This is a genomic window from Echinicola shivajiensis, from assembly GCF_018642165.1.
Lineage (GTDB): Bacteria > Bacteroidota > Bacteroidia > Cytophagales > Cyclobacteriaceae > Echinicola > Echinicola shivajiensis.
Map to the genome: position 1 here is coordinate 87,263 of NZ_JAHHZM010000013.1, position 26,086 is coordinate 113,348.

Annotated in this window: 15 protein-coding genes; 9 read left to right on the top strand and 6 right to left on the bottom strand. The window is 38.6% G+C overall.

The window, feature by feature from the left end; translation table 11 throughout:
* The first annotated feature begins 2 nt into the window (after positions 1-2).
* The 4 genes from KMW37_RS17435 (at position 3) to KMW37_RS17450 (ending at position 8,350) form a co-directional block, all read left to right on the top strand.
* A complete protein-coding gene (locus KMW37_RS17435; RefSeq protein ID WP_215225937.1) occupies positions 3-1,568 on the top strand; it encodes a SusD/RagB family nutrient-binding outer membrane lipoprotein in 1,566 nt (521 codons plus the stop codon).
* Positions 1,569-2,337: 769 nt separating this feature from the next.
* Complete coding sequence (locus KMW37_RS17440) at positions 2,338-5,460, top strand: TonB-dependent receptor domain-containing protein (protein WP_215225938.1); 3,123 nt, start codon at positions 2,338-2,340, stop codon at positions 5,458-5,460.
* An 11-nt stretch (positions 5,461-5,471) separates the two neighbouring features.
* A complete protein-coding gene (locus KMW37_RS17445) occupies positions 5,472-6,917 on the top strand; it encodes a SusD/RagB family nutrient-binding outer membrane lipoprotein (RefSeq protein ID WP_215225939.1) in 1,446 nt (481 codons plus the stop codon).
* Positions 6,918-7,348: 431 nt separating this feature from the next.
* Positions 7,349-8,350: an acyl-ACP desaturase gene (locus KMW37_RS17450; RefSeq protein WP_215225940.1), complete on the top strand. Its 1,002-nt coding sequence runs from the start codon at positions 7,349-7,351 to the stop codon at positions 8,348-8,350.
* Between the two features lie 498 nt (positions 8,351-8,848).
* Here the strand turns inward: KMW37_RS17450 and recQ are convergent, their stop codons facing one another.
* The 6 genes from recQ to KMW37_RS17480 all read right to left on the bottom strand — a co-directional run bounded on the left by recQ (position 8,849) and on the right by KMW37_RS17480 (position 16,918).
* Positions 8,849-10,972, bottom strand: a complete 2,124-nt coding sequence (recQ, locus tag KMW37_RS17455) for a DNA helicase RecQ (RefSeq protein WP_215225941.1) — start codon at positions 10,970-10,972, stop codon at positions 8,849-8,851.
* Between the two features lie 60 nt (positions 10,973-11,032).
* Positions 11,033-12,724, bottom strand: coding sequence for a hypothetical protein (locus tag KMW37_RS17460; protein ID WP_215225942.1), 1,692 nt, complete (start codon positions 12,722-12,724; stop codon positions 11,033-11,035).
* A gap of 203 nt (positions 12,725-12,927) precedes the next feature.
* Positions 12,928-13,842, bottom strand: a complete 915-nt coding sequence (locus KMW37_RS17465) for a rhomboid family protein (protein ID WP_215225943.1) — start codon at positions 13,840-13,842, stop codon at positions 12,928-12,930.
* 2 nt (positions 13,843-13,844) lie between these two features.
* A complete protein-coding gene (locus KMW37_RS17470; protein WP_215225944.1) occupies positions 13,845-14,636 on the bottom strand; it encodes a rhomboid family intramembrane serine protease in 792 nt (263 codons plus the stop codon).
* Positions 14,637-14,639: 3 nt separating this feature from the next.
* Entirely contained in the window at positions 14,640-16,514 is a 1,875-nt protein-coding gene (gene mutL, locus KMW37_RS17475; protein ID WP_215225945.1) for a DNA mismatch repair endonuclease MutL, read from the bottom strand.
* On the bottom strand, positions 16,511-16,918 hold the full coding sequence (locus KMW37_RS17480) for a hypothetical protein (RefSeq protein ID WP_215225946.1): 408 nt from the start codon (positions 16,916-16,918) through the stop codon (positions 16,511-16,513). Before KMW37_RS17480 ends, mutL begins: the two co-directional genes overlap by 4 nt.
* Positions 16,919-17,099: 181 nt before the next feature.
* Between KMW37_RS17480 and KMW37_RS17485 the strand changes: the two genes are divergently transcribed.
* From KMW37_RS17485 to KMW37_RS17505, 5 genes are all read left to right on the top strand, one after another.
* The gene (locus tag KMW37_RS17485) at positions 17,100-20,084 is read left to right on the top strand and encodes a glycoside hydrolase family 3 N-terminal domain-containing protein (RefSeq protein WP_215225947.1); all 2,985 of its coding nucleotides are present in this window, start codon (positions 17,100-17,102) and stop codon (positions 20,082-20,084) included.
* A gap of 57 nt (positions 20,085-20,141) precedes the next feature.
* Complete coding sequence (bshA, locus tag KMW37_RS17490; protein ID WP_215225948.1) at positions 20,142-21,281, top strand: N-acetyl-alpha-D-glucosaminyl L-malate synthase BshA; 1,140 nt, start codon at positions 20,142-20,144, stop codon at positions 21,279-21,281.
* A 157-nt stretch (positions 21,282-21,438) separates the two neighbouring features.
* Complete coding sequence (locus KMW37_RS17495; RefSeq protein WP_215225949.1) at positions 21,439-22,065, top strand: sterol desaturase family protein; 627 nt, start codon at positions 21,439-21,441, stop codon at positions 22,063-22,065.
* Positions 22,066-22,168: 103 nt separating this feature from the next.
* Positions 22,169-22,987, top strand: coding sequence for an NAD(P)-binding domain-containing protein (locus KMW37_RS17500; protein WP_215225950.1), 819 nt, complete (start codon positions 22,169-22,171; stop codon positions 22,985-22,987).
* A gap of 248 nt (positions 22,988-23,235) precedes the next feature.
* Entirely contained in the window at positions 23,236-26,034 is a 2,799-nt protein-coding gene (locus tag KMW37_RS17505; RefSeq protein WP_215225951.1) for a 2-oxoglutarate dehydrogenase E1 component, read from the top strand.
* Positions 26,035-26,086: the final 52 nt, after the last annotated feature.

Consider the following 26,086-nt stretch of genomic DNA (forward strand, 5'->3'; position numbering starts at 1 on the left):
TTATGAAAAGCATAAAATCGATAATATATATACTTGGAATAACATTGTTATTCGCAGCATGTAGCTTGGATTATGAAAACAATCCTAATGAAGTAAACGATCCACCTACTTCAGGTTTGCTGAACGATGCGACCAAAAAGATGATGGATGATTTTTACGATGAATGGTTTCAGGGTAGGTTTACTTTGGTGACAGTACAATATTGGACTCAGACAGCCTATGCAGATGAGGACAGGTATGTTTACAGGGAATCTCAAAGAGAAACATGGGAGGACTTCTATGCCAATTTGGAGGATCTCAGAAAGGTGATACAATTGAATACAGATGAGGCTACTAGGGTAGAAAATAGCCAGTATGGATCAAATGCCAATCAGATAGCAGTGGCCAGGATTTTAATGTCATGGACTTTTAATGTCATGGCCGATACCTGGGGTGATATTCCTTATTATTCATTTGGGTCTGAAGATCCTGACTTTCAGGCGTTGGAAGTAGCTGATGCAGAAGAAGAAATATTAGCTCCAGTGTATGCCACACAGGAAAAGATATACGCTGATATTTTAAATGAATTGGATGAGGCTGAGGCTATGATTGAAGTAAATGAAGCTGGAGTAGTGGCAGACGTTATCTATGGAGGTGATATGGCAAAATGGCAGAGATTTGCCAATTCTCTTAGATTAAGAGTGGCTTTAAAGATAAGAGATGCCAATCCATCATTAGCGAACACACATATTGCTGATGCGATTGCTAGAGGGGTTTTTACATCTGTTGATGATAATGCCAATTTTATTTACGAGGCTGCTGATGTAAATGCCGGACCTTTTTATAGGGCTTTTAATGTAAGTAATAGAACAGATTTCGCTATTTCACATCCTTTCTGTCAGTTGTTATTAGGTAATAATTTGTTTGATCACGACCTAAATGATATTACAACAAATCCATTTCTTGGAATTCGTGATCCACGAATTGAGCAGTATGCAGGGGTGAACAAAGACGGTAACTATATAGGAATGCCCGTAAATGAAAGTTCTACAGAGTCTCAATTGTTTGTTTGGGAAAGTTTTCCAGGCGATAAGATCATCAATACTCCCGACTTTACTCAATCTCTGATGGAGTTTGCTGAGGTTTCGTTTATTCTCAGTGAATTAAATGGTTGGGATCAGACTCACTATGAAAACGGTGTACGGGCCTCAATGGAGAAATGGGGAGTGGCACCTGCTCAAATAGAAGCTTATATTGCAGCATTGCCTCCAGCGAATGAGGAGACTGTATTGACCCAAAAATATATTGGTCTATATATGGATGCTCATACGGCATGGGAGGAATATAGGCGTACAGGTTATCCCAGGACCCTCATCATGCCAGGTACTGAATTCAGCGTAATTCCTGAGCCTGGAACTAAATTCGATTATACATTTTCTTCATTGGTTGAAGGCCTTACTGATTTGCCATTTAGATTACAGTATCCTGATTTTGAAAGAACCTTGAACGGTAATAACAGAGGACAAGCTGTAAGTAGGTTGACCAATGGTGATGCTTTGAATTCAAAATTGTGGTGGGATGTAGATTGATTAATTTTGAAGCAGCTAATTTATTTGAAGCCATCCGCCTCGGCGGATGGCTTTTTTCATTTATGCTCTTTCAGTGAATGGTATAGGCTTATGAATAAGAGGTTTATTAAATCTTGGGTAAAAGGAACCGTTCAAAATCACCTAAAGTCTTAAGTTCAAAGGTCAATTACGGTCTTGTTCAAAATATTGGATTTTAATACCGTCAATTTGAATTATTCTGAAATAATGAAAATTTATGAATTAGAATAAATCAATTGATAATCGTGTGAAAACGGTGAAAACTGAAGCTTTTAGAGTGAAAATTTACAATCAAATGGCATTATTTTTTTCGAATTAGTAAGGGAGATAATTAAATACGTAGATTTTATAAAATCTTTAAAAACAAAATAATATTCTGAATAAGTTGTTAGTTGATCAAGGTGTAAAATAAAATTATTAATTGATTAGTCAATCCAATATTATCGAATGGAAACTTTAGAATTTAAATTAAGTTTTCATCACCGGTATGTAATTAAATTGGGTTCCAGTGAAAAAAACATTCTTAATATATTGTAGGAAATGGTTTTCTGTACAAATATTATTTGTTCTAATAATTATATGGTCTATTAAAATAGGTCAATTTTTTTTAAAAATATTTTTTCCTTTGTAAAACATTGAAAACCAGAAAGTTATATACTGGTTTCCTAATGTTATCTTAATGTTAAAATTTCTTAAAGTTTTTTTTTTTGATGAGGCTGTATACTTTGCATCAAAATCAAATCAACCGCATATGAAGAAAAGTGTACAATTAGCCCTCTTGCTATGTATGTTTTTGCAATATTCTTTTGCACAGACATCATCAGTAAAAGGGACGGTTACTTCAGCAGATAATGGAGAGCCGATCCCAGGTGTAAGTATTCTCGTGAAAGGTACCTCAAAAGGGACAATCACGGATTTGGATGGTAAATACCTATTGGATTTGCCAGAAAATGGAGATGTTTTAATCTTCTCATTTATTGGGATGACTACTCAGAATGTATCCATCGATGGTAGATCTATCATTGATGTGGCTTTGGCATCTGACGCTGAAGAGCTTTCTGAGGTAGTGGTAACTGCCTTGGGTATCCAAAGAGAGGAAAGATCTCTTGGTTATTCAGTTCAGGAAGTTAAAGGTGATGAAATCAGTAAGTCTAAAGAATCAAGTTTTATCAGTTCTCTATCAGGTAAAGTTGCTGGTCTTAGTGTTAAGAAAAGTAACTCTCTAGGTGGTTCTGTTAATGCGGTTATTAGAGGATCTAACTCATTCACTGGAAATAACCAAGCTTTGTTTGTTGTTGATGGTGTGCCTATCAGTAACTCTAACATCAACACTACTGATCAAGCTACCAACAGAGGTGGTTATGATTATGGTAATGCTGCATCTGATATCGATCCAGAGACAATTGAATCTATCTCTGTATTGAAAGGTGCTACTGCTGCTGCCCTTTACGGTTCTGATGCTGTAAATGGTGTAATTATGATTACTACCAAAAAAGGTGCTGGCAAGAAGAGCGGTTTGGGAGTGTCTTTGAGCCACTCTACTAACTTCAGCATGGTTGATAAAAGCACTTTCCCTAAATACCAAAAGCAATATGGTCAGGGATATGGTCCTTATTATGGTGAGACTGGCGGGTTTTACGATAATGATGTAAACGGAGATGGTACTTTGGATCTTGAAGTTCCGGCTGGTGAAGATGCCTCTTTTGGTGCAGCCTATGATCCTAACTTGATGGTTTATGGATGGGATTCTTTCTATCCTGAACTAGATACATATTTGACTCCAAAGCCTTGGGTTGCTGCACAAAATGGTCCTGATTATATTTTCCAGACTGGTGTAGGTAACATCACGAACGTTGGATTGTCAGGTAGCAACGAAAACGGATCTGTTCGTTTCGGATACACTAATGATGACCGTTCTGGTATACTTCCTAACAGTAATGTTAAAAGAAACGTGGTGGATATGCACGCTTCCTATAACTTAAGTGATCGTCTATCTATCGACGGTAAAGCGACTTATACTAGAGTAGAAGGTAAAGGTCGTTATGGTACTGGTTATGATGGCAAAAACGTAATCCAAGGTTTACGTCAGTGGTTCGGGACCAACGTTGATCTTAGAGATCAAGAAATGGCTTACAAAAGCACTGGCAAGAATATCACATGGAATCCAATTGGTTCTGGTGACAATTCTCCTCACTATTTTGACAACCCTTATTGGACATTGTTTGAAAACTATCAGAATGATAAGCGTAACAGGTTCTTTGGTAAGTTCCAAAGAACTTTTGAACAATATAACAGTGACTTCATCTTGACTTTTGATAAAAACCTTAATGAGTCTCTATCATTGACAGGTTTGGTAGGTTTTAATGTTAGAAACACTAAAATCATCAGCTCAAGAGGAAGTACAAACGGTGGATTGGTAGTTCCGGGAATCTATGCCTTGAGTAATTCTAAAAATGCGCTTGAGCCACCAGTAGAAAAAGATATTCACCACAGAAAGTATGGTTACTATGGTCAGTTGACCCTTGGGTACATGGATTACTTGTACTTGGATGCAACTGCAAGAATTGACCAGTCTTCAACTTTGCCAGAGGCAAACAATAGCTACTTCTACCCATCTGTAGCTGGTAGTTTTGTGTTCAGTGAATTGATCGAAAGTTCAGTATTGAGCTTTGGTAAATTGAGAATGGGTTACGCTAGTGTATACGGAGATGCTCCTTATTATAGTGTTACTAACACATTCAGCTCAGCTACTCCATTTGATGGTGTTCCAATGTTCTACACTCCGGATACTTCAAACAACCCAGATCTTAAGCCGGAAAAGACCAATGAAATGGAAGTTGGTTTAGAGGCAAATTTCTTGAATGGTCGAGTAGGTGCTGATATCTCTCTTTATAAAAAGAATACCATTGATCAGATCCTTCCTGTAGAAGTTTCTTCTTCAACTGGATTTAACTATAAGTATGTTAATGCTGGTGAGATGGAGAACAGAGGAGTTGAGGTAAGTTTATTTGGTGATCCAATCAAAACTCCAGACTTCTCTTGGAGAGTTAATGTAAACTGGGCAAGAAATAGAAACAAGGTAGTTTCTCTATATGAAGATGGAGAAAATCTATTGATCTTCTCTGCTTGGTCTACTGCAATTAACGCTAGAAAAGGACAGCCTTATGGTACTATTACTGGTACAAACTATGTTTATCATGATGAGACTGGTGAAAGAATCGTAGGTGCAGATGGTAAATACCTAAGAACTGATGACACTAACCAAATCATAGGCAATATTCAGCCTGACTGGATCGGTGGTATCAATAATACCTTCACTTACAAAGGTTTGTCTTTGAGCTTCCTAATTGATATGCAAAAAGGTGGTGATATCATAAGCTACGACTTAGGCTTCGGTAGAGCTACTGGACTTTACGCAGAAACTGCAGGGTTGAATGATTTGGGTAATCCAATGAGAGATCCTATTACCAATGACGAAACTTCTGGTGGAATTATCCTTCCAGGTGTTAAAGCTGATGGTACTCCAAATGATATCCGTGCAAATGCTGGAGATTACTTGAATCCACTTGGATACTATGGTGGTTCAAGCGAAACAGGAACTTATGCTCCTGATGCCGCTTTGGTTTATGATGCATCTTTCGTAAAACTAAGAGAGCTTAGCTTGATGTATGATCTTCCTGCTAGCTTATTTAGTAATCTGTTCATCGAGAAAGTATCAGTTGGTGGATTTGGTCGTAACCTATGGATCATCCATAAAAACCTGCCTCACTCAGATCCTGAGTTTAGTGCAAGTTCCGGTAACTATCAAGGTATCCAGAATGGTGCTTTGCCAGCTACTAGAGAATTCGGTTTCAACGTAAATGTTAAATTCTAAACTGAATCACAATGAAAAAGTCATTATTAATATTAGGTATAGCAGCAGCGGGACTATTTTCTTCTTGTGATGAAAATCTCGCAGATCTGAATACGGATCCTAAGAATCCTACAGAGGTAGAGCCAGAAGTATTGTTTACTTATGGACAGTATGGAATAGTAAAACAAATGGTGGACATTGACTATAATGCCAATGTGGGTCGTTTGTGGGCTAACTACCTTACCCAAACTACTTATATCCAGGAGTCAGCATATGATGCAGCCAACAGAGATATTGGTGGTAGTCTTTGGGATAATATATATACAGAATCTCTTTATGAGCTAAAAGAGGCAAAGGAAATTCTTAAGTCAAGAGAAGTTTCTGCAGCTTTAACCCCTGAGAGAGACAACAAATTGGCCATGATTTCTATTATGGAGGTGTATGCATACCAGTATCTTGTGGATAACTTCGGTGCTATTCCTTATACTGAAGCATTGGATATCAACAATGTGACTCCAGTTTATGATGAGGGAGAATATGTGTACAATGCCATTATAGATAGCTTGGATATGGCTATTGCAAACCTTGATGCGAATGCTCCAGGATTCAGTTCTTCAACAGATATCCTTTACAGTGGGGACATTGCAGCGTGGCAGAAGTTTGCCAATTCTATCAAATTGAAAATTGGTATGCGTCTAGCAGATTCTAATCCTTCTTTGGCTTCTACTTTAGTGTCTGAAGCTGTTCAAGCAGGAGTATTTGAATCTAATGAAGATAATGCTGTTTATGCTTTTAGCACTTCTCAGCCTTACACGAACCCTATTTATGATTATTTTGAAGTAGACAGTAGAGCATCTGACTTTGTTGTTACTCAGTTTTTCATTGATATGCTTGAAGGTGTAAATGATCCAAGAATGGATGTTTACTTTGACGATAATATCGCAGGCGGTTATGTAGGAGGCGAGTATGGTGCTTCTGGTAATGCATATGCTGAACTCACTCATCTTAATGAGTTGTTCTGGAAAGCAGATCTTCCTGGTACTATTTTGGATTATTCTTTAGTGTCATTCTTGATGGCTGAAGCGGTAGAAAGAAATTTTATTTCTGGAAGCGCTGCTGAACACTATGAAAACGGAATCCGTGCTTCTTTTGAAGCTTGGGGTTTAACTGATGTACAGGCTACATTGTATATCGCACAGCCTTCAGTTAACTATTTGACTGCTGCTGGTGATTACAAAGAGAAAATCGGAAAGCAAAAATACATTGCCTTGTTCGATCAAGGACATGAGGCTTGGACTGAAGCTAGAAGATTGGATGCTCCTCAGTTGTTGACTGCCATCTCCAATGGTGTTGAAAACCCTAAGAGGTTGATCTTCCCTACAAACGAGCCTTTGATCAATACTACCAACTATAATGCGGCTAGTCAAGCTCTAGGAGGAGATAAGACTTCATCAGCTATCTTCTGGGATATGAATTAATAATTTGCTTTTGATAGCAATACCTATATGATAAAAATGCTGTATGGTTTCATACAGCATTTTTTTTATTCAATTAGCTTATGGAGGGTATTGATTTCCGTAGCAAACAAATTAATTTGGATTTATAGTCCCAATTCCCCTTTTTCTCCTCTTGAGGCTATTTATTCAACTTTCTTTTTACATTCATAATAGAAATTATCATTGAAATTAGATTATTCATGATAAATTTGTGTTATGGATATTATATGCTTATTAATTTATGAGCAGTTTGAATTAATGGCTAACTTGTGAGGTCATTGAGAACATCTTAGATTTAAGTACGTTTTCATTAATATACACCTAAATGTATGATCTGTTTTGGTAGGTAGGAATGTGAGACTCGTTGCAATGATTGGTCATATTTAATAATTATTACCCTTAAGCATTATTTTATGAAGGATAGAGAAGCGATAGACTACGAATTGGAGAAGAATATGGAAGTTATCAGCCAGCTCGATGCTATGGTTGGTGAAACGGTCGATACTGTATTGGTGAATCCAGATGAATGCTGGCAGCCGACAGATTTTCTCCCTGATATGACTTTGCCAGATGCTTTGGATCAAGTAAAGTTACTCCAAGAAAGAGCTGCAGGTATTCCAGATACTATCATCACTTCTCTGATTGGTAATATGATTACGGAAGAGGCCCTTCCTAGTTATCAAACCTATTTCAATTTGTTGGAAGGGATCAATCCTGAGGGAAGCCTATTAAGTGAAAGAGGCTGGGTCAGGTGGTCAAAAGCTTGGACTGCCGAAGAAAATAGGCATGGCGATTTGTTGAACAAATACCTTTATTTGTCTGGCAGGGCTGATATGAAAAAGGTAGAGCAGACCATTCATCGATTAATTTATAATGGTTTTGATCCAAAGTCTGAAAAGGATCCTTATCAGGCTATGATTTATACTTCTTTTCAGGAAAGAGCTACAAAAGTGAGCCATGTGAACACCGGTAAACTTGCTGAAAAGGCCGGAGATACTGTATTGTCCAGAATTTGCAAAACTATTGCTGGTGATGAGGCAAGGCATGAAAAGGCTTACAAGACCTTTATGGCTAGGATTTTTGAGATCGATCCGAATGGGGCCATGCTTGCTTTTGAGAAAATGATGAGAAAGCAAATAGTTATGCCGGCTGTTTTGATGGGTAAGGGAGGTAATAATCCAACATTATTCGATCAGTTTTCTGCTATAACCCAAAAAATAGGAGTGTATACCGGTTGGGATTATGCCCGTATCGTAGATCATTTGGTGAAACAATGGAAAATTGAGTCTGTTACTGGTCTGGAGGGTGCGGCTGCAAAGGCCCAAGAATACCTTGCTGGACTTGGAGATAGGTATATGAGATTAGCGGATAGGATGAAAGCTCCAGATGAAATTAGTTTAGCTTGGTTGAAGTAGAGCCCGATATAAAAATAGTTAAAGGGGACATTTTGTCCCCTTTTTTATTTGCATCGATATATGTTTTTCTAATTTTTTGAAGCCAATTGTCTGTCTAAGTTCAAAAGTTAAGAAATAGATAGTCAAGGATCTGTTCTATTGATTTATAAAATATTGTTTAAAACCATAGTTGGTATGAGTAAGAAATAATACAGAAGCAATCATATTTACCCTTTTGATAGCTTATATAATCAATTCACTTATTCAGCTTAAGGAATTGATAATTAAGGGAAAAACAAGAGGCCTTAAAAAGTTAAGATTAAAATGGCCTCTTTAGATTTCGTTAAACACATAAAATATAGTGGAAAAAGTTGCTTAATCACCCTATCCAAATGTAGTACATATCCAGTTTCCAAAAAATACCCCATTTGGGGTATTTTTTGATAAATAATTTATAAATAGGTGATTTTTACTTTGTTGTAGGTTGGTTTTTTGGGTAATTAATTAAAAAATGATTGATTATTTTTCTCCTATGAGCGCAATTTTTAGTTGAAAATAGGAATATCTTTCTCCAAAGTGTTCTTTTAGGGGTTTTAGGTAGGAGTTTTCCTGCCGTCTAAATGCCAGTTTAATGTTTAAAATATCGTCTTTAGAGATAAATTTTTCAGCATCGATTTTTCCATGTTTAACAAGGTTCGCCAAATGACTTTCAATTGTATTGTATGTCATTTCTCTCTTCTGAGCTATTTGGAAAAGATTCAGGCCCTCCTGATGGTGTTTTAAAGTTACTTTCTCGGTAGCAGAGATTCCTAGATTTGAGCTAGATTTGGTCTTTTTGGAGGCATTTAATTTTTTACGAGGTTTTAACTGATTTTTTTGGACGTAATTTGAAATTAGTTCTAAGAAATCATCGGCATAATTGTCTGCCTTTTTCTGACCAACCCCGGAAATGTTTAGGAAACTCTCCTCCTCAATAGGGAAATAAGTGGCCATTTCCACCAATGTTGCATCAGAAAAGATAACATAGGGAGGAACATTTTCTTTTTGGGCTAGCTTAAACCGTAGAGATTTTAGTTCCTCGTAAAGATCAGTTTCATGAGATACTTTGGTAGTGGTTCTTTTTAGACCATCATCCATGGTGAGTAATATCTTTTCTTTTGATTTAAGCTTTTCCCATGCTTTGGTAGTGAGTTTTAAGGTGGGGAACTGCTGCCCCGCCTCTGCGATATATCCTTCTTGGATTAATTTGGCTCCTAGTTTTTTCCAGAATTCCTCCGACTGTTCCTTCCCAATACCGTACACACTAAGGTTTTTATGGACCTCCTGAATTTTTGCAGATTTGGAGCCTTTTAGGATTAATATGGCATAACCCATTCCAAAAGATTCCTTTAACCTTACTAGTGTGGAGAGTAACATTTGAGAAGGGATAGTCATATCTTGTTGGTTACCCTTATTGAAACAGATGTCACAATTCCCACAGTCCTCCTGCTCTTCTTCACCAAAATAGGCCATCAGGTACTTCCTTCTGCAAGAATTTAACTGGCAGAAGGTTTTCATCCTTGTAAGTTTGCCTAGTACGATTTCTGAATAATCAGGGTTTTCGGGCGTCTCAATCATTCTTTGGAGGGTAAGGTAATCTCCATAGCTGTAGAACATCAGCGCTTCACTGGGCAGGCCATCTCGTCCCGCTCTACCTGTTTCTTGGTAATAGCCCTCAATGTTTTGGGGCATATTCATATGGACTACGAAACGAACATTGGACTTGTCTATACCCATGCCAAATGCAATGGTAGCTACGACAATCTTTACTTCATCACGAATGAACTTTTCTTGATTCGCTGCCCTTACTTCCCTGTTTAATCCTGCGTGATAGGGGAGGACGGAGAGACCAGCAGCTTGTAGTTTTTCAGCAGTGTCTTCTACATTTTTCCTTGAAAGGCAATAGATAATTCCAGAATTTTTCTGATGGTATTCTAGGAATTCCAGTAGCTTGTCAAAGGAGTTTCTTTTGGGAGCTACCCTGTAGGTGATATTTGGACGGTCAAAGCTGGAAATAAACCATTTTGGATGTTGCAATCCTAGTTTGTCAGCAATATCTTTTCGGGTTTGTTTATCTGCTGTTGCGGTGAGCGCAATAAAAGGCACTGATGGAAAGGACTGACGGAACTGACCGATTTGTAAATAGTCTGGTCGGAAATCATGCCCCCATTGGGAAACACAATGGGCCTCATCTACTGCTACCAGGGATAGCTGGATGTCTTTCAGTAATTCGGAAAGCGGCACAGCGCCTCCAAACAGTCTTTCCGGTGCAACATAGAGTAACTTCAATTTGCCAGATTGAATTTCCTGTGTAATATACCTTTGCTCACTTGTGCTTTGAGTGGAATTTAGATAGGCAGAGGGGATACCGTTGGCATTCAATGCGTCCACTTGATCTTTCATTAAGGCAATCAATGGTGAGATAACCAATGTTAATCCCTCATTGACCATGGCGGGTACTTGGTAGCAGATGGATTTTCCGCCTCCAGTAGGCATGAGAACAATAGTGTCCTGGCCACCTAAAATACTCTTTATAATGGCTTCTTGCTGTCCTCTAAAAGTGTCATAGCCATAAAAATTCTTTAATACTTCATTTGGACTCATATTAATCTAGCTTTGGGGAAACAATTGGCTAAATTAATTAAGATTTTGCCCCTAAAAAATTTATCTGTTGAGCAGTTTTATTTTTTGGGAGTTGTCCTTCCAATTGATTTCGAGAATATGTACTCCTTTACCTAACATATTTATCATTTCGTCCAAGTTGATGTTTGGACTATAATTAAACTTTTTGGTTAGGACTTGACTGATATGGTTAGAAGAATAGATTTTAACTTCTATAAGTGTGTCTTCTGGGATTTCCTGGTTGAGCGATGCCAGAGAAAGTTGAGTTCCGTTACTTGGATTAGGATATGCCCTCCAGCCAGTGTGCTTGATGTTGGATTGGGTTTTTATAGCAATGACAGGGCTATAGGCAAAAGAGCCATTGAGGTTGACCTGTTTGACGCGGTAATAAAGGATAGGATTATTGAATAATACCAAGGTTTCGCTGAATTCATAATTGCAGATTTTGTCAGACCAACCTACAGCATTTACCTTTCCTACCACTTTGAAGCCTTCAACATCATTGATCGACCGTTCTATCTCAAAATGGCTGTTTTCCCATTCTTTTACCGTGGACCACTGTATTAGGCTTTTGTTGATCAATTCATTCCACTGCCCCGTAATATCATTCCAGATAACTGGCAGAAGGCGGCAGTTATCTTCATCAAATAGGCCTTCGTTTTCTTGGACTCTGTTAAATTTTGGATCAAAAAATCCACAAGTTAAAATGAGGGCATCATCGGCTTCAATATATGCACCATTTCCATTAGTTGTGATAGCCCCTCCTACGTCTATAACGGATTCACGATCTGCATCAGCTGGGTCGCCAGTGTCAGCATAATCCCCATTGAATATCAAATGGGAATTGGTGCCATTCATATCCAATGTTCCGCCTGGTTCAGATGCCCTGACCTCAGAATCTTCTTCAACAAAAAAGGTTAACCAAGTGTTTCCGTTGATATAAATGGATTTTGTGTTGAATATACCGCTGTCTATATCAATAATGGCAGAATTTGCTTCAGAATTAGCGGGCGTTTGAACAGAGGTTGTACCTTCTATATCAAATCCCGAATTTTCATTAATATGCAATGTGGATCGACCATCAAGAAGGAGATTGCCTTGTACATTTACATAATTGGTGATTTCATCGTAAACGTTTCGGTAAGTAGAAGAAGTGCTAAAATATGCGTCATCATCCATGTCAAAATTCCCATTAACATTATAGGATGAATATAAGCCATCAAACTGTAGGTTTATATTTGCATTTTTTCCAACGGTTTGGACTCCGGTGGTATTAATACTTGAATTATTGCCGTCGACATTGACATTAACAGTAGAATTAGTTTTGTAGGTTAAATTTCCTCCAATATTTATGGTAGTGTTATTCCCCTCTAAATTAATGTCCATTTCATCAGAAATTTCAACGTTACCTGAAAAGGTAACTGTACTTCCCTCATATACTGTTAGCGATGAAATTGTACCACTCCACTTTGTGGTGGAATAACTACATGTTACGTCTCCATCTATAATAATTTCAGTTTGGCATGACATAGGACTAATAGTACTGGGAGGGTAAGTGTTGGAGGGAGTGCAGTTTGTGGCTGTTACCACCCAACATGCCGCGGTCTCCCAGTCTCCATCACAGCCTACATTTGTACTTGTATAGGTATAAGTCTGGGCATAGATATTCACGGCATTGAAAAAAGTCAAGGCGGTGGTGATTATAGAGGTATAAAGAAGTGTGGCTTTATACATAATTTTATGTGGTGAATAACAAAATAAAGATAGTTGTAAAAATATTATTTTGCAAATAATGAATAATGAAGTCAAAAATTCTGTTTTTAAACTAAATTAAATGAAATTTAACCTGTAAAAAATGTATTTGGTGAAAAATGAAAGGTATTAATCCGTTAATAACCAGTTATATGTAATAAAAAAAGCAAGCTGATTAGCTTGCTTTACTTGTTGCTGTATTCAAATAGTTTTCGCTTTTCTTCTTTGGATAAACTGTCGTAACCTTTGTCTGCAATTTTGTCAAGGATTTTATCTATTTCCTCCTGGGAGGTGGTATTTTTGGATTTCGAATTATCCTTCTTTAAAGGTTCGCTTTTATATGGTGGATGTTTTTTCCTATAGCTTACTTTGACATTTGGGCGGTTGGAAAATAAATTTCCAAAGAACCGACCTACACTCTGTACTGGTTTGCCCAAATCTGTACCTTTCCTTAAAAGGACGATATAAAAATATCCAAGGGCAGCTCCTCCCAAATGGGCCAACTCTCCGCCGGCATTGGCGCCAGTACTATTTGCAAAAGCCACCACAACATAGAATATGGCAATATACTTTATCCTTACAGGTCCCAAAAGGATGAGGTGAAAGGTAGTGTCAGGACTTAATGTAGCTGCGCCAACAACAATAGCATATACTCCAGCACTTGCGCCCAGCATCAGGGCATGATCTGTTTGACTACTAAAATAAGGTGCGAAATTATAGATTATTACATATAGTAAAGCTCCTGCAATTCCCCCAAGAATGTATAGATTGGCCAATTTTCTGCTACCCAAATATTCATGGATTAAAAGTCCAAACCAATAAAGGAATAGCATATTGAAAAGGATATGGAATATCCCTTCATGCAAGAACATATAGGTAATGATGGACCAAGGCTGGGTGATGAATCTGCCCACATCTGCCGGCATCATCAGATAGGACAATATACTTCTGTAAAGTTCCTCTCCACCTCCAATGGTCAAAAATACCCTGAGTACCAGAAGAACTAAAAAGACAAGGATATTAATGGCCAGTATTTTATACAGGCTGTTATCCTTTTGGTTAAATGCGTTTTTCAAATAATACCAGAATCCTCCGTACATGATCAGTAAAAGCTAGTTCTGTTTTTTTTCCAGAAAGTTACCAAAATCGCTCCTATTATTAAACCACTTAAATGGGCAAAATGTGCCACATTGTCCATGGGGTTGTTGACAATAATATTATATACGGTATATAGTCCGTAAAAGAGTACTAAATATTTTGCTTTTATCGGCATGGGTGGAAATAATAGGAAAAGTTGCGTATTGGGGAACAGCATGCCAAAGGCTATTAATATCCCAAAAAGGGCGCCTGAAGCACCTACCATGGGGACATTGGCTTTACTTTCCCTTACATAATCCATATACTTTTCAGCTGTGCCTATATATTCTTTATTTTCGGGATTCCTACTGAAGGCATCTATAAAGTCATAGACTGCGGGTTTGAACATTTGCCTGTTTTCTGAAATGAACTTATTGAAAGTTTCCGGATTAGGATCATTATAGAAAGCCTCTATTTTATTGTCTACTTGGTTGATCTGATAGGCCGTATAGCCTGAGTAAAGTACTCCGGAACCAATTCCACAGACCATCCACAGAATGATGATCTTCTTAGGCCCAAGAAACTGTTCCAGTAGTGGACCGAATATAAATAGGCCAAACATATTGCTGAACAAGTGCCAAAAATCAGCATGCATAAACATATAGGTCAAAAACTGAAATGGCATAAAATGATCGCTATTGATATAATAGAGTGCAAATAATGATTGCAGTTGTGGTAAAAAATAAGCAGCAATTACAAATATGCCTACATTTATCAATAACAGGTTTTTGACAATTGGTGTGAGAGATCTAAACATAAATTATTTTTCGAAAAAACTACGTATCTTACTTAAATCAAGTTTGACAAAGGTTTTGTTCCCGGAAAGACCATAATTTGGGTTTTGACAGGCAAATAATTGTCCAACGATGGTTTCCATTTCCTGATGATTTAATTTGGTTCCTTTCTTTATAGATGATCTTTTGGCCAATGATCGGGCCAAATTCTCTCTGTTGTCCAAGGAAAGTTCAGATTTGAAATGTTTGAACTGCTCCAATAATCCCTCAAAGAGCGCCTTTTCATTATTGATTTGGATATCTGCTGGTACGCCTTTGATCAATAAGGTTTGCTTTCCAAATTCCTCAACTATAAAGCCTAGGCTATTCATTTCTTCTTGAAGGTCCATTACCAAAGCAAAATCTGTCGGGCTAAGGGAAATGCTTTGTGGAAAAAGGCATTGTTGGGAAGCTCCTCCATTACTTTGCAATTGTTTCAAATACCGTTCGTATAAAATCCTTTCATGGCTTGCTTGCTGGTCCAAAAGTAAAAGCCCAGCGCCCAATTGAGCAACAATATAACTCAATTCCACCTGAAAGGTAGTTCCTGCACTGGTTTCTACAGCGGGCGTTACAGGGAGCTTGTCTTCTTTCTTTTCCACAACTTCATCATTGGCCTTACTGGAAAAGGTCATCAATTCTGTTGATGGAGCAATGCTGCTTTGTTCAAAAGCTTCCTTTCTGATATTATCTGTATGGTCTTTTTCCCCTTCAAATAACTTCTCCCAGCCAGAAGTGTCTTGCTTCTTAAAGGAAGGTGAGCTGTATGTTTTATAGCTATTTTCTCTGCTGAGTTCTTCTTTCCTGACTTCGTCATGATTCCAGTTCTCAGTGAAGTTTACATCCATACTGAAATCCAAAGTAGGCACCACATTATGAGCGCCCAAAGCCTGTTTAACTCCAGCCTTAACTACAGAGTAAATGGTTCTCTCATCATCAAACTTGATTTCAGTCTTCGTGGGATGAACATTGATATCTATATGTGATGGGTCGATCTCCAAGAACAGGACATAAAATGGATGCTGGTCAGAGGCCATCAAGCCCTCATAGGCATTGCCTACGGCATGGTTGAGATAATGGCTTTTGATATAGCGATTATTGACAAAGAAATATTGCTCGCCTCTGGATTTTTTGGCATTTTCAGGTTTGCCTACATAGCCTTTGATTTTTACATGGGGAGTGTCCTCCTCACAGGCAACCAGCTGGCCTTGATAGTTTTTGCCGAAAATCCCGACAATTCTCTGGCTGAGTTTTCCAGGACTCAACTTGAAGAGCTCTATATCATTATTGATAAGACTGAAACTGATTTCGGGATAAGACAAGGCTACACGCTGGAATTCTTCAACAATATGTTTTAACTCTACAGGGTTGGACTTCAGGAAGTTTCGTCTTGCAGGAACGTTGAAAAAGAGGTTCTTCACAGCTATGGAAGTTCCCTTCGGCGTAACCACAGGCTCCTGTTTCTTTACTTCAGAGCCCTCTATGCAGATAAGGGATCCTAATTCATCTTCTTCGGTTTTTGTTTTTAATTCCACCTGAGCAACCGCTGCGATAGAGGCCATGGCTTCTCCTCGGAAACCAAATGTTCGTATGGCAAATAGGTCTTCGGAATTCCTGATCTTAGAAGTGGCATGCCTTTCAAAGCTCATCCTTGCATCTGTAAGGCTCATGCCCTTGCCATTGTCAATGACCTGCATCAGGTTTTTTCCAGCTTCTTTGATGATTACCTTAATATCAGTGGCACCTGCATCTATGGAATTTTCCAGCATCTCTTTCAGGGCAGATGAGGGCCTTTGTACCACTTCCCCGGCAGCTATTTGGTTGGCAATAGCGTCTGGGAGTAGTTGAATAATATCACTCATTTGCTTTTACTTTTTAATCTAAAAAAGAATACCAAGGCTGCAATTCCCAACCCACTATATAACAAAATATAAAGCATTTCAGCGCCAAAATATAGGTATCCAGTAATTGTTCCAACTAACACCAATAATATGATCATACGTAGCATTCCTGTGCTGGAAAAAATGCTGGCAGGTTTGTTTCTTATAGGCCCTCCATGAGTAAAGGCTCCTCTAATGGAGCTTTCTCTGTCTCTTTTATACGCATCTTCAATTTCCTTATCTGTTGGCAAAACACCATCAGCTTCCAATTGCCTTTTGATTCGGGATGTCCGCTGCTCTATTTCTTCTTTCACAGGATCATAATGTCTGGCCTTGATATCAAAGCGCATTGGTTGGGCTGTTCGGAATATGGATGGAAATTTCATGGCGTCTAATGATTCGATTATACCTTTATTACGTTAATAGATATAAGGTAAGTTCTGCTTATCACTATTTTGATAGACAGAAGCATGAATTTTATGTATGTTTGATGTTTACTCTGAAATGAATCAAAGTAGCACTTACAAAGTTATTTTAAATTTTAAGCAATAAAAATTAAACATCCGCATGAATCGAAAAGTTTGGGTCCTCATTATACTGGTCTTTGCACAAGTTTCTTCAATCGGGGCATTTTCTGAAAAAGGGGCCGACGATCCATTTGCAACTTTTGATATTCAATCCCAAAATCAATGGGTGGACAGTGTTTTTAATAGTCATACTTTCGAAGAGAGACTGGGGCAGCTTTTTATGGTGGCGGCCTACTCTAACAAGGATGAGGCACATAAGCAGGCCATTGCAAAATTAATCAAAGAGCAACAGATCGGTGGGCTTATTTTTTTTCAAGGTGGTCCGGTAAGACAGGCCAATCTGACGAATTACTATCAGTCTATATCAAAGACGCCCCTGTTTGTTGCCATGGATGCTGAATGGGGCGTAAGCATGCGTTTAGACAGTGTTTTGCAGTTTCCCAAACAAATGACTTTGGGAGCAATTCAGGATGATAGGATGGTTTACCAGATGGGTGAAGAAATTGCCCATCAATTTAAAGAACTGGGCATGCATATTAATTTTGCCCCGGTTGTGGATGTCAATGCCAATCCAGATAATCCGGTAATTGGTTACAGGGCTTTTGGAGAACAAAAAGAAAATGTTGCCAATAAATCTGTGGCCTATATGAAAGGGCTTCAAGAAAATGGTGTAATCGCCAATGCCAAGCATTTCCCTGGGCATGGAGACACGAATTCTGATTCCCATTATACTACCCCTGTGATCAATAATTCTAGTGAATACATCAATGATATTGATCTCTATCCTTACAGGAGACTGATAGATGAAGACTTGATGAGTGTGATGGTGGCCCACTTACATATTCCAAGTTTAGGTACCAAATCCGGATTGCCTACTACTTTGAGTAAGAATGTAGTTTCAGGGTTATTGAAACAGGAGATGGGCTTCAAGGGGCTAGTTTTTACAGACGCTTTGAATATGAAGGGGGTAAGTAATATGCACAAACCTGGAGAGGTTGATTTATTGGCGTTATTGGCTGGTAATGATATTTTGCTTTACGCAGAAGATGTGCCCAAATCCAAGCGTTTGATTTTACAGGCAGTGGAAGAAGGTCGGATTAGCCAAGAAGAGATAGACGATAGGATCAGAAAAATCTTAAGGGCGAAATATTGGGCAGGCCTAAGCAAATCCCAAAAGATTGAGACGACTCAGTTGGTGGAAAGAATCAGTAATTATAAAAGCAATGCATTGATTGAAGATTTGTATGCCGCTTCGATGACCCTTGCAGCTAATGAAGGAGATTTTCTCCCTATAAAAAATCAGGATTTACTGAAGATGGCCAGCATTACTTTAGGGAATGGTGGTCATACTTTTCAGAAGTATTTGGATAAGTACGGGGACTTTAAGCATTTTAGATTACCTAGAAATAGTAGTTCTGCCTCTTACAATGCTCTCGAGGAAAATCTTAAGGACTTCAATACAGTAGTGGTGGGGGTGATGGATGTGAGCAATAGTCCCAGAAGGAATTTTGGGATAAAGGAGAGTGATATGTTCTTCATCAAAAAACTAAGCGAAAAGTATAATGTGATTACAGTATTATTTGGTAACGCTTATGCAGCTAAGTATATGGATGAATTGCCCAATGTGCTGATAGCTTATGAGGAAAATGATTATACAGAAAAATTAGCTCCTCAAGTACTCTTTGGTGCCAGGCCAGTGAATGGAGTGTTGCCAGCTACGGTGAGCGATCAATTAAAGGCAGGTACTTCATTTTCTTATGAGGCCATCGATAGATTGGGCTATAGCAGTCCTGAATCTGTCGGAATGGACAGTAAGGTGCTGAATAGAATTGATAATGTCATGGATCGGGCAATTGCCAGGAAATCTACTCCTGGAGGCTGTGTATTGGTTGCCAAAAATGGAAAGGTAGTCTTTGAAAAGGCTTATGGGCACTTGGATTATAATCATTCTGCAGTAGCGACTGCTGAAACGATTTACGACTTGGCATCAATTACAAAGGTAATGGCCACCACCCAGGCCATCATGTTTTTGAACAGTCGTGGATTGGTGGATTTGGAACAATCCCTTGGGTTTTACCTTCCCGAGTTGAAGGGCACCAACAAGGCGGATATGAAAATTAAGGATGTCCTGATGCATGAAGCAGGGCTGCAACCATGGATTCCCTTTTATACCAAAACGGTGAGTGGAGGGAAATGGGATCCCAATTTTTATCGCACTGAGAATGAGCCAGGCTTTAGTGTTAAAGTAGCAGAAGGTATGTATGCCATAGATGCTATGCCTGACAGTGTAGTGAAATGGGCGGTAGAATCAGATCTCAGGAGAATGCCTTATGGTAAGAAAAAATATGATTACAAGTATTCTGATTTAGGAATGTATTTTTTGCAAAGGATGGTGGAAGGGATGATCCATCAACCAATGAACGAGTTTTTAACACAGAATTTTTATCAGCCTTTGGGGCTCAATACGCTTACTTATTTGCCATTGGAAAAATTTAGTATTGATCGAATAGCACCTACTGAAAACGATAGATTGTTTAGAAAGCAGTTGGTCAGAGGCTATGTCCATGACCCCGGAGCAGCGATGTTTGGAGGGGTAGCCGGGCATGCCGGTCTGTTCGGAACGGCACATGATTTGGCTGTGATGATGCAGATGATGTTGCAGGGTGGTGAGTATGGTAAGGTGAACCTATTGGATGCAAATACCGTTAAGGTCTTTACCCAGAGTCAGTCCGATCAGAGCAGAAGAGCTTTGGGTTGGGACAGGCCAGATCCAGAGCCTGGCAAAGGAGTTTCAGCCGGTAAGCTGGCCTCCAAGGCTAGTTTTGGACATACTGGTTTCACGGGGACAGCGGTTTGGGCAGACCCAGAAGAAGACTTGATTTATGTTTTTCTTTCCAATAGGGTTAATCCAAATGCTTCCAATAATTCTTTGCTCAAGTATAATGTCAGGACAGATATACATGATATTATTTATCAGTCAATGATGTTTTCAGTAAAAAGTTATGCCCTAAATGAACAAAATTAATGAGCTATAGGTTATAGCATTTGAAATTAAAAAAATTGCTTTTTTAATCCAGAAATAATGAAAATCGGAATTGTCTGTTATCCTACCTTTGGTGGGAGTGGCGTAGTGGCCACAGAGCTAGGAATCGCCCTTGCCAAAGAGGGACATCAGGTGCATTTTATTACCTACAGACAACCTACCAGGCTAGATTTTTTTAGTGAAAACCTATTTTATCATGAAGTTGATATAAAGAGCTACCCTTTATTCGAGCATGCTCCGTATGAATTGGCCTTAGCCAGTAAGATGGTGAATGTTGTGGAGTTTGAAGGTTTGGATTTACTTCATGTACATTATGCTATACCCCATGCTTCTGCTGCATATATGGCTAAGCAGATTCTGAAAAGCCAAGGAATTGAGATTCCAGTAGTGACCACGCTTCATGGTACTGATATTACCTTGGTGGGCAAGGATCCTAGTTATGCGCCAGTGGTCACCTTTAGTATTAATCAATCTGATGGTGTCACAGCCGTTTCTGAGGATCTTAGGAGGTCTACCTATGAACATTTTGATATTAAAAATGAGATAGAGGTAATCCCTAACTTTATAGATTTAAATAGGTTTAAAAGACAGAAAAAAGAGCATTTTAAAAAGGCTATATGTCCTAATGATGAGAAGCTCTTGGTGCATACTTCCAACTTTAGGAAAGTAAAAAGAGTTGAAGATGTAATCAAGGTGTTTTATGAAGTAAGAAAAGTAGTACCTTCCAAGCTGTTATTGGTGGGGGATGGTCCAGAGCGGGACAGGATGGAGAGGATATGTAGGGAGCTTGGAACCTGTGAAGATACCAGGTTCTTAGGTAAGCTTGATGCAGTGGAAGAAGTCCTTTCGGTGGCAGATCTTTTCTTGATCCCATCTGAAAAAGAAAGTTTTGGTCTTGCTGCCTTGGAGGCAATGGCATGCGAAGTGCCAGTGCTTTCCTCAAATGCTGGAGGTATCCCGGAACTAAATATCGATGGTGAAACTGGCTTTGCTTGTGAAGTGGGAGATATAGAAGATATGACTGCTAAAGCGCTACATATTCTATCTGACGATAATTTAAATGCTTTTAAAAAGAGGGCTCTGGCCAGGGCCAAAGAGTTTGATGTTTCTAAGATCCTTCCTCGGTATGAGAATTTTTATAAAAAGACAATTGAGAAAACCCTCACTGTTTCGAAATAATTGATTTATGTCATTATTTCTCCTTAACAATCGCTCCTTTTGAAATCAATCCATTAAATTTGCGGATAATTGGCCTTGTATAATCAGAGGTTGAAGGGTAATTGGTTGTTTTTTAATTGATTACAGGGTGTTTAAAAAAAAATAATTTGATAAAAGGATGAAAAAGATTGGAAGACTGGATAAACCTGACAACAATGGGTCAGCTCAAATGTTCCAAAATCCTGTTCTGGAGAAATTGTCCAGGACACATATAAGTATTCCAATTGTCATGTTTATGGTGATTGGTTCTGTGTCATTTTATTACGGAGTGACAACCACAACTATACCTTTGATTGTTGGATTAGGTATGGTGCTTATTGGTCTACTCGCATTTACCTTGGTAGAGTATTTGATGCATAAGTACTTTTTTCATATGATTCCAAATACTAAACTAAAAGATAAGCTACAATATTCTGTTCATGGTGTCCATCATGATTATCCAAAGGATAAAGATAGGTTGGCCATGCCTCCGTTTATCAGTGGCTTGTATGCTTGTATATTCTATTTTGTCTTTACCTTTTTTATGGGAGATTATGCCCTTTATTTTCTTCCAGGTTTTTTAATGGGTTATGCATTGTATTTGGGTGTTCATTATATAGTACATGCTTATCAGCCGCCAAAGAATTTTCTAAAGATATTATGGGTAAATCATGCTATTCATCATTATAAAGACCCAGATGTTGCCTTTGGGGTAAGCTCACCTTTGTGGGATATCCTATTAGGGACAATGCCAAAAAAAGATTAACAGGCGCAAGAAACCTTCTTTTTATTTAAAGAAGGTTTTTTTATGCTTAAAATACAACTTTTTGTATTTGAAATGAGTATAAGGTAATAAGGGTTTTTTTAAGATGAGAATTAGTATAATAGGTCTTGGTTGGTTAGGCAAGCCTTTGGCAATGTATCTGCAGGCCAAAGGTTTTGATGTTATGGGGAGTGCTACTTCCGAGGAAAAGTGTGCCAAATTGCAACACGATGGTTTGGATTGCACTTTGTTAAAAATGGTTCCACATCCAGAAGGAAAGAATTTCAATAAACTATTTGATACGGATGTACTAATTATCAATATACCACCTAGGCGCAGAATCCATCCTGATACTTTTCACCCTGAGCAGATCAAATATTTGAAAGCTTTGATAAAGCAAGGGAATGTCAAGCATGTGATCTACGTTAGTGCGACCTCAGTATACCCTGACTTAAATAGGGAAGTGAGTGAGGAAGAAGTCTTGACCAGGGAAAGCACTTCTAATCCTGCCTTATTTTATGCTGAACAAATATTATGGCAGGATAAGAGTTATGATCTCACAGTTATTAGGTTTGGAGGTTTGTTAGGAATGGACAGGGTTCCTGGCCGCTATTTTTCCAATAAAGAGAATGTTGCAGGTGATCCCCCGGTAAATTATATTCATCAGACGGATGCGGTCAGGTTGATCGATTTCATTATTGAGAAAGGCATGTGGAATGAAACATATAATGGCGTCAGTCCCCTGCATCCGAGTAAAAAGGCCGTTTACGAGAAAAATTTTCAGGACTTTAGGATTGCCCCACCAAAAAGTTACAAAGAAGGGCCTAGCAAGTCATGGAAGCAAGTTACCTCTTTAAAAATCCAATCGAGAGGTTTTAAATTTGTGTATAATAACCCATTGCTGTTTGATTATTCACCTTTTTAAAGAATAATTTAACATTTTTTCAAATTATTCTAAAGTCTTATGGCGAAGAGTGCTTCATTTTTTGCAATAACTCCTTTTAATTTCAATCCAATTCCATTCGATAATTAAGTGATCTTCTTTATTTGCCAAAATATATTTTGTTGCAAATATTTAATAATGCTGATTATCAGATATATTTGTATAACCGTATAAACGGTTTTATTAAAAAAACATAAGTATCTATATTTGTGCATCGAAATAAATTAAAAATGGACAAATTTTCATACATCTCCAATGCCCATGTAGCTTATATAGATGAGCTATATGAAGATTATAAAAAAGACCCAGAATCAATCGACCCAAGTTGGAAAACATTTTTTGATGGCTTTGATTTTGCCATTACCAAGTTTGGAGAAGACGAAAATGGAGGCGCATTAGCTACTGCTTCAACCTCAGGAAAAGCTGTCAGTGGCAGCTTGGCTACCAGAGGTACTATTATGGATATGGAGCAATTGCCTAAAGAAATTAAAGTTAGAGCACTTATCCATGCTTACCGCTCAAGGGCTCACCTCAGGTCAAAGACCAATCCAGTAAGAGAAAGAAGAGATAGGAAAGCCTTGATTGACCTTGAGGATTTTGGTTTAGGTCAAGCTGACCTCAATACTGAATTTCAGGCGGGAAATGAAATCGGCATTGGCAATGCAAAACTTGGAAAGATAATTGAATCCTTAAAGACCATTTATGAGGGATCTATGGGTTTCGAATATCTGTATATCAGGAATCCAGAGATGCTGGATTGGTTGAAGCAGAAGATTGAAAAGGAAGCCCTTTCTTTTAATCCTCCTTCTGAGGAGAAGAAGAGAATCCTATCGAAGCTAAATGAAGCTGTCGTTTTTGAAAATTTCTTACATACCAAATATTTAGGACAAAAAAGATTTTCCCTTGAAGGGGGAGAAAGTACTATTCCTTTTTTGGATGCCGTGATAAATAAGGCCGCTGATTTGGGGGCTGAGGAAGTAATGATCGGTATGGCTCACAGAGGTAGGCTAAATGTGTTGGCCAATATTATGGGCAAGACCTACGAGCAGATTTTTTCCGAATTCGAAGGTACTGCCAAGCCAGACCTTACGATGGGGGATGGAGATGTGAAATACCATATGGGATTTTCCAGTGAGGTAATGACCTCCTCTAATAAGAAAATGAACCTGAAATTGGCCCCAAACCCTTCTCACCTGGAAGCTGTAAACCCAGTAGTCGAAGGTTTTGTAAGGGCCAAAATTGATCATCAGTACGAAGGAAATAAGGATAAAGTAATTCCTATTTTGATCCACGGTGATGCTGCGGTAGCTGGACAGGGTATTGTTTATGAAGTAACTCAGATGGCCAATCTTAAAGGCTATAATACTGGAGGTACTATTCACTTTGTGATCAATAACCAAGTAGGTTTTACCACAGATTTTGATGATGCCAGAAGTTCTATTTATTGTACGGACGTTGCCAAAATTATTGATGCCCCAGTGATCCACGTCAATGGGGATGACCCAGAGGCTGTTGTTTTTGCTGCTAAATTGGCTGCTGAATTTAGACAAAAATATAATCAGGATATCTTCATTGATATGGTGTGTTATAGAAGACATGGCCACAATGAATCTGATGAGCCTAAGTTTACTCAGCCTGAATTGTATAACTTGATTTCCAAGCACCCTAATCCTAGGGAAATATACAATAAGGAATTATTGGAAAGGGGAGATGTCGATGCCAAACTGGCTAAGCAGATGGATAAGGAGTTTCGTCAATTGCTTCAGGATAGGCTGAATATGGTGAAGGAAAAACCACTTCCATATAATTTCTCTCCTTTTGAGCAGGCTTGGAAAGAGCTAAGAAAATCTACTCCTGAAGATTTCGAAAAGTCTCCTGAGACTGGTGTTACAACAGAGGAAATTAATACTGTTGCTGAGGCTTTGACCACTTTACCGAAAGGCTTTAAGCCAATCAAGCAGATTGAAGCTCAGATGAAGCAGAGAAAGGATATGTTCTTTAACTCTAAAAGCCTTAACTGGGCAGCTGCGGAGTTGTTGGCTTATGGTTCCTTGTTATTGGAGGGTAAAACTGTAAGGTTGACAGGCCAGGATTGTAGAAGAGGGACATTCTCTCATAGGCATGCAGTGTTGCATGATGCTACCACCAATAAATCTTTCAATTCTTTGAGAGAAATGAAAGAGAACAAAGGACAGTTCCATATCTATAATTCGCTATTGTCTGAATATGCAGTGCTTGGATTTGAATATGGTTATGCCATGGCCAATCCTGATTCCCTAACTATCTGGGAAGCTCAGTTCGGTGATTTTGCCAATGGTGCCCAAACCATGATTGACCAGTTCATCAGTTCTGGTGAATCCAAGTGGCAAAAGATGAACGGGATTGTGATGTTGTTGCCTCATGGTTATGAGGGCCAAGGGCCTGAGCACTCCAATGCACGTCCTGAAAGATTCTTACAGCTTTCTGCTGAGTACAATATGGTAGTGGCCAATATTACTGAGCCATCAAACTTCTTCCATTTGTTAAGGAGACAGTTGGCTTGGGAATTCAGAAAACCATGTGTGGTGATGTCTCCTAAGTCGCTGTTGAGAAACCCTAAGGTAGTTTCACCTATCGAAGAATTCACTAGTGGAGGTTTCCGAGAGGTATTAAGTGATACCACTGTTAATGCGAAAGATGTTACCCGAGTTGTATTGTGCTCAGGTAAGATCTACTATGATCTTGTTGATGCCAGAGAGAAAGAAAAAGTAAAAGATGTGGCCATCGTAAGGGTGGAACAATTGCATCCACTACCTAAAAACCAGATTCTTGATGCTGTTAAATCATTTAGTAAGCAGAAAGAAGTGGTATGGGTACAGGAAGAGCCAGAAAACATGGGTTATTGGACTTATATGATGCGTGCCCTGTTCAGAGAGTTCCCTATGGATGTCATCGCTAGAAAAGCCAGTGCTTCCCCAGCAACAGGATATCATAAAGTTCATGTGGAGGAGCAGACTAATATTGTGAATAAAGCATTAAGAATAAAATAAATCCCCCTGGCTGCAAAAGTGAAAGCTTTTGGAATGCTTAGGGCTTAATTTA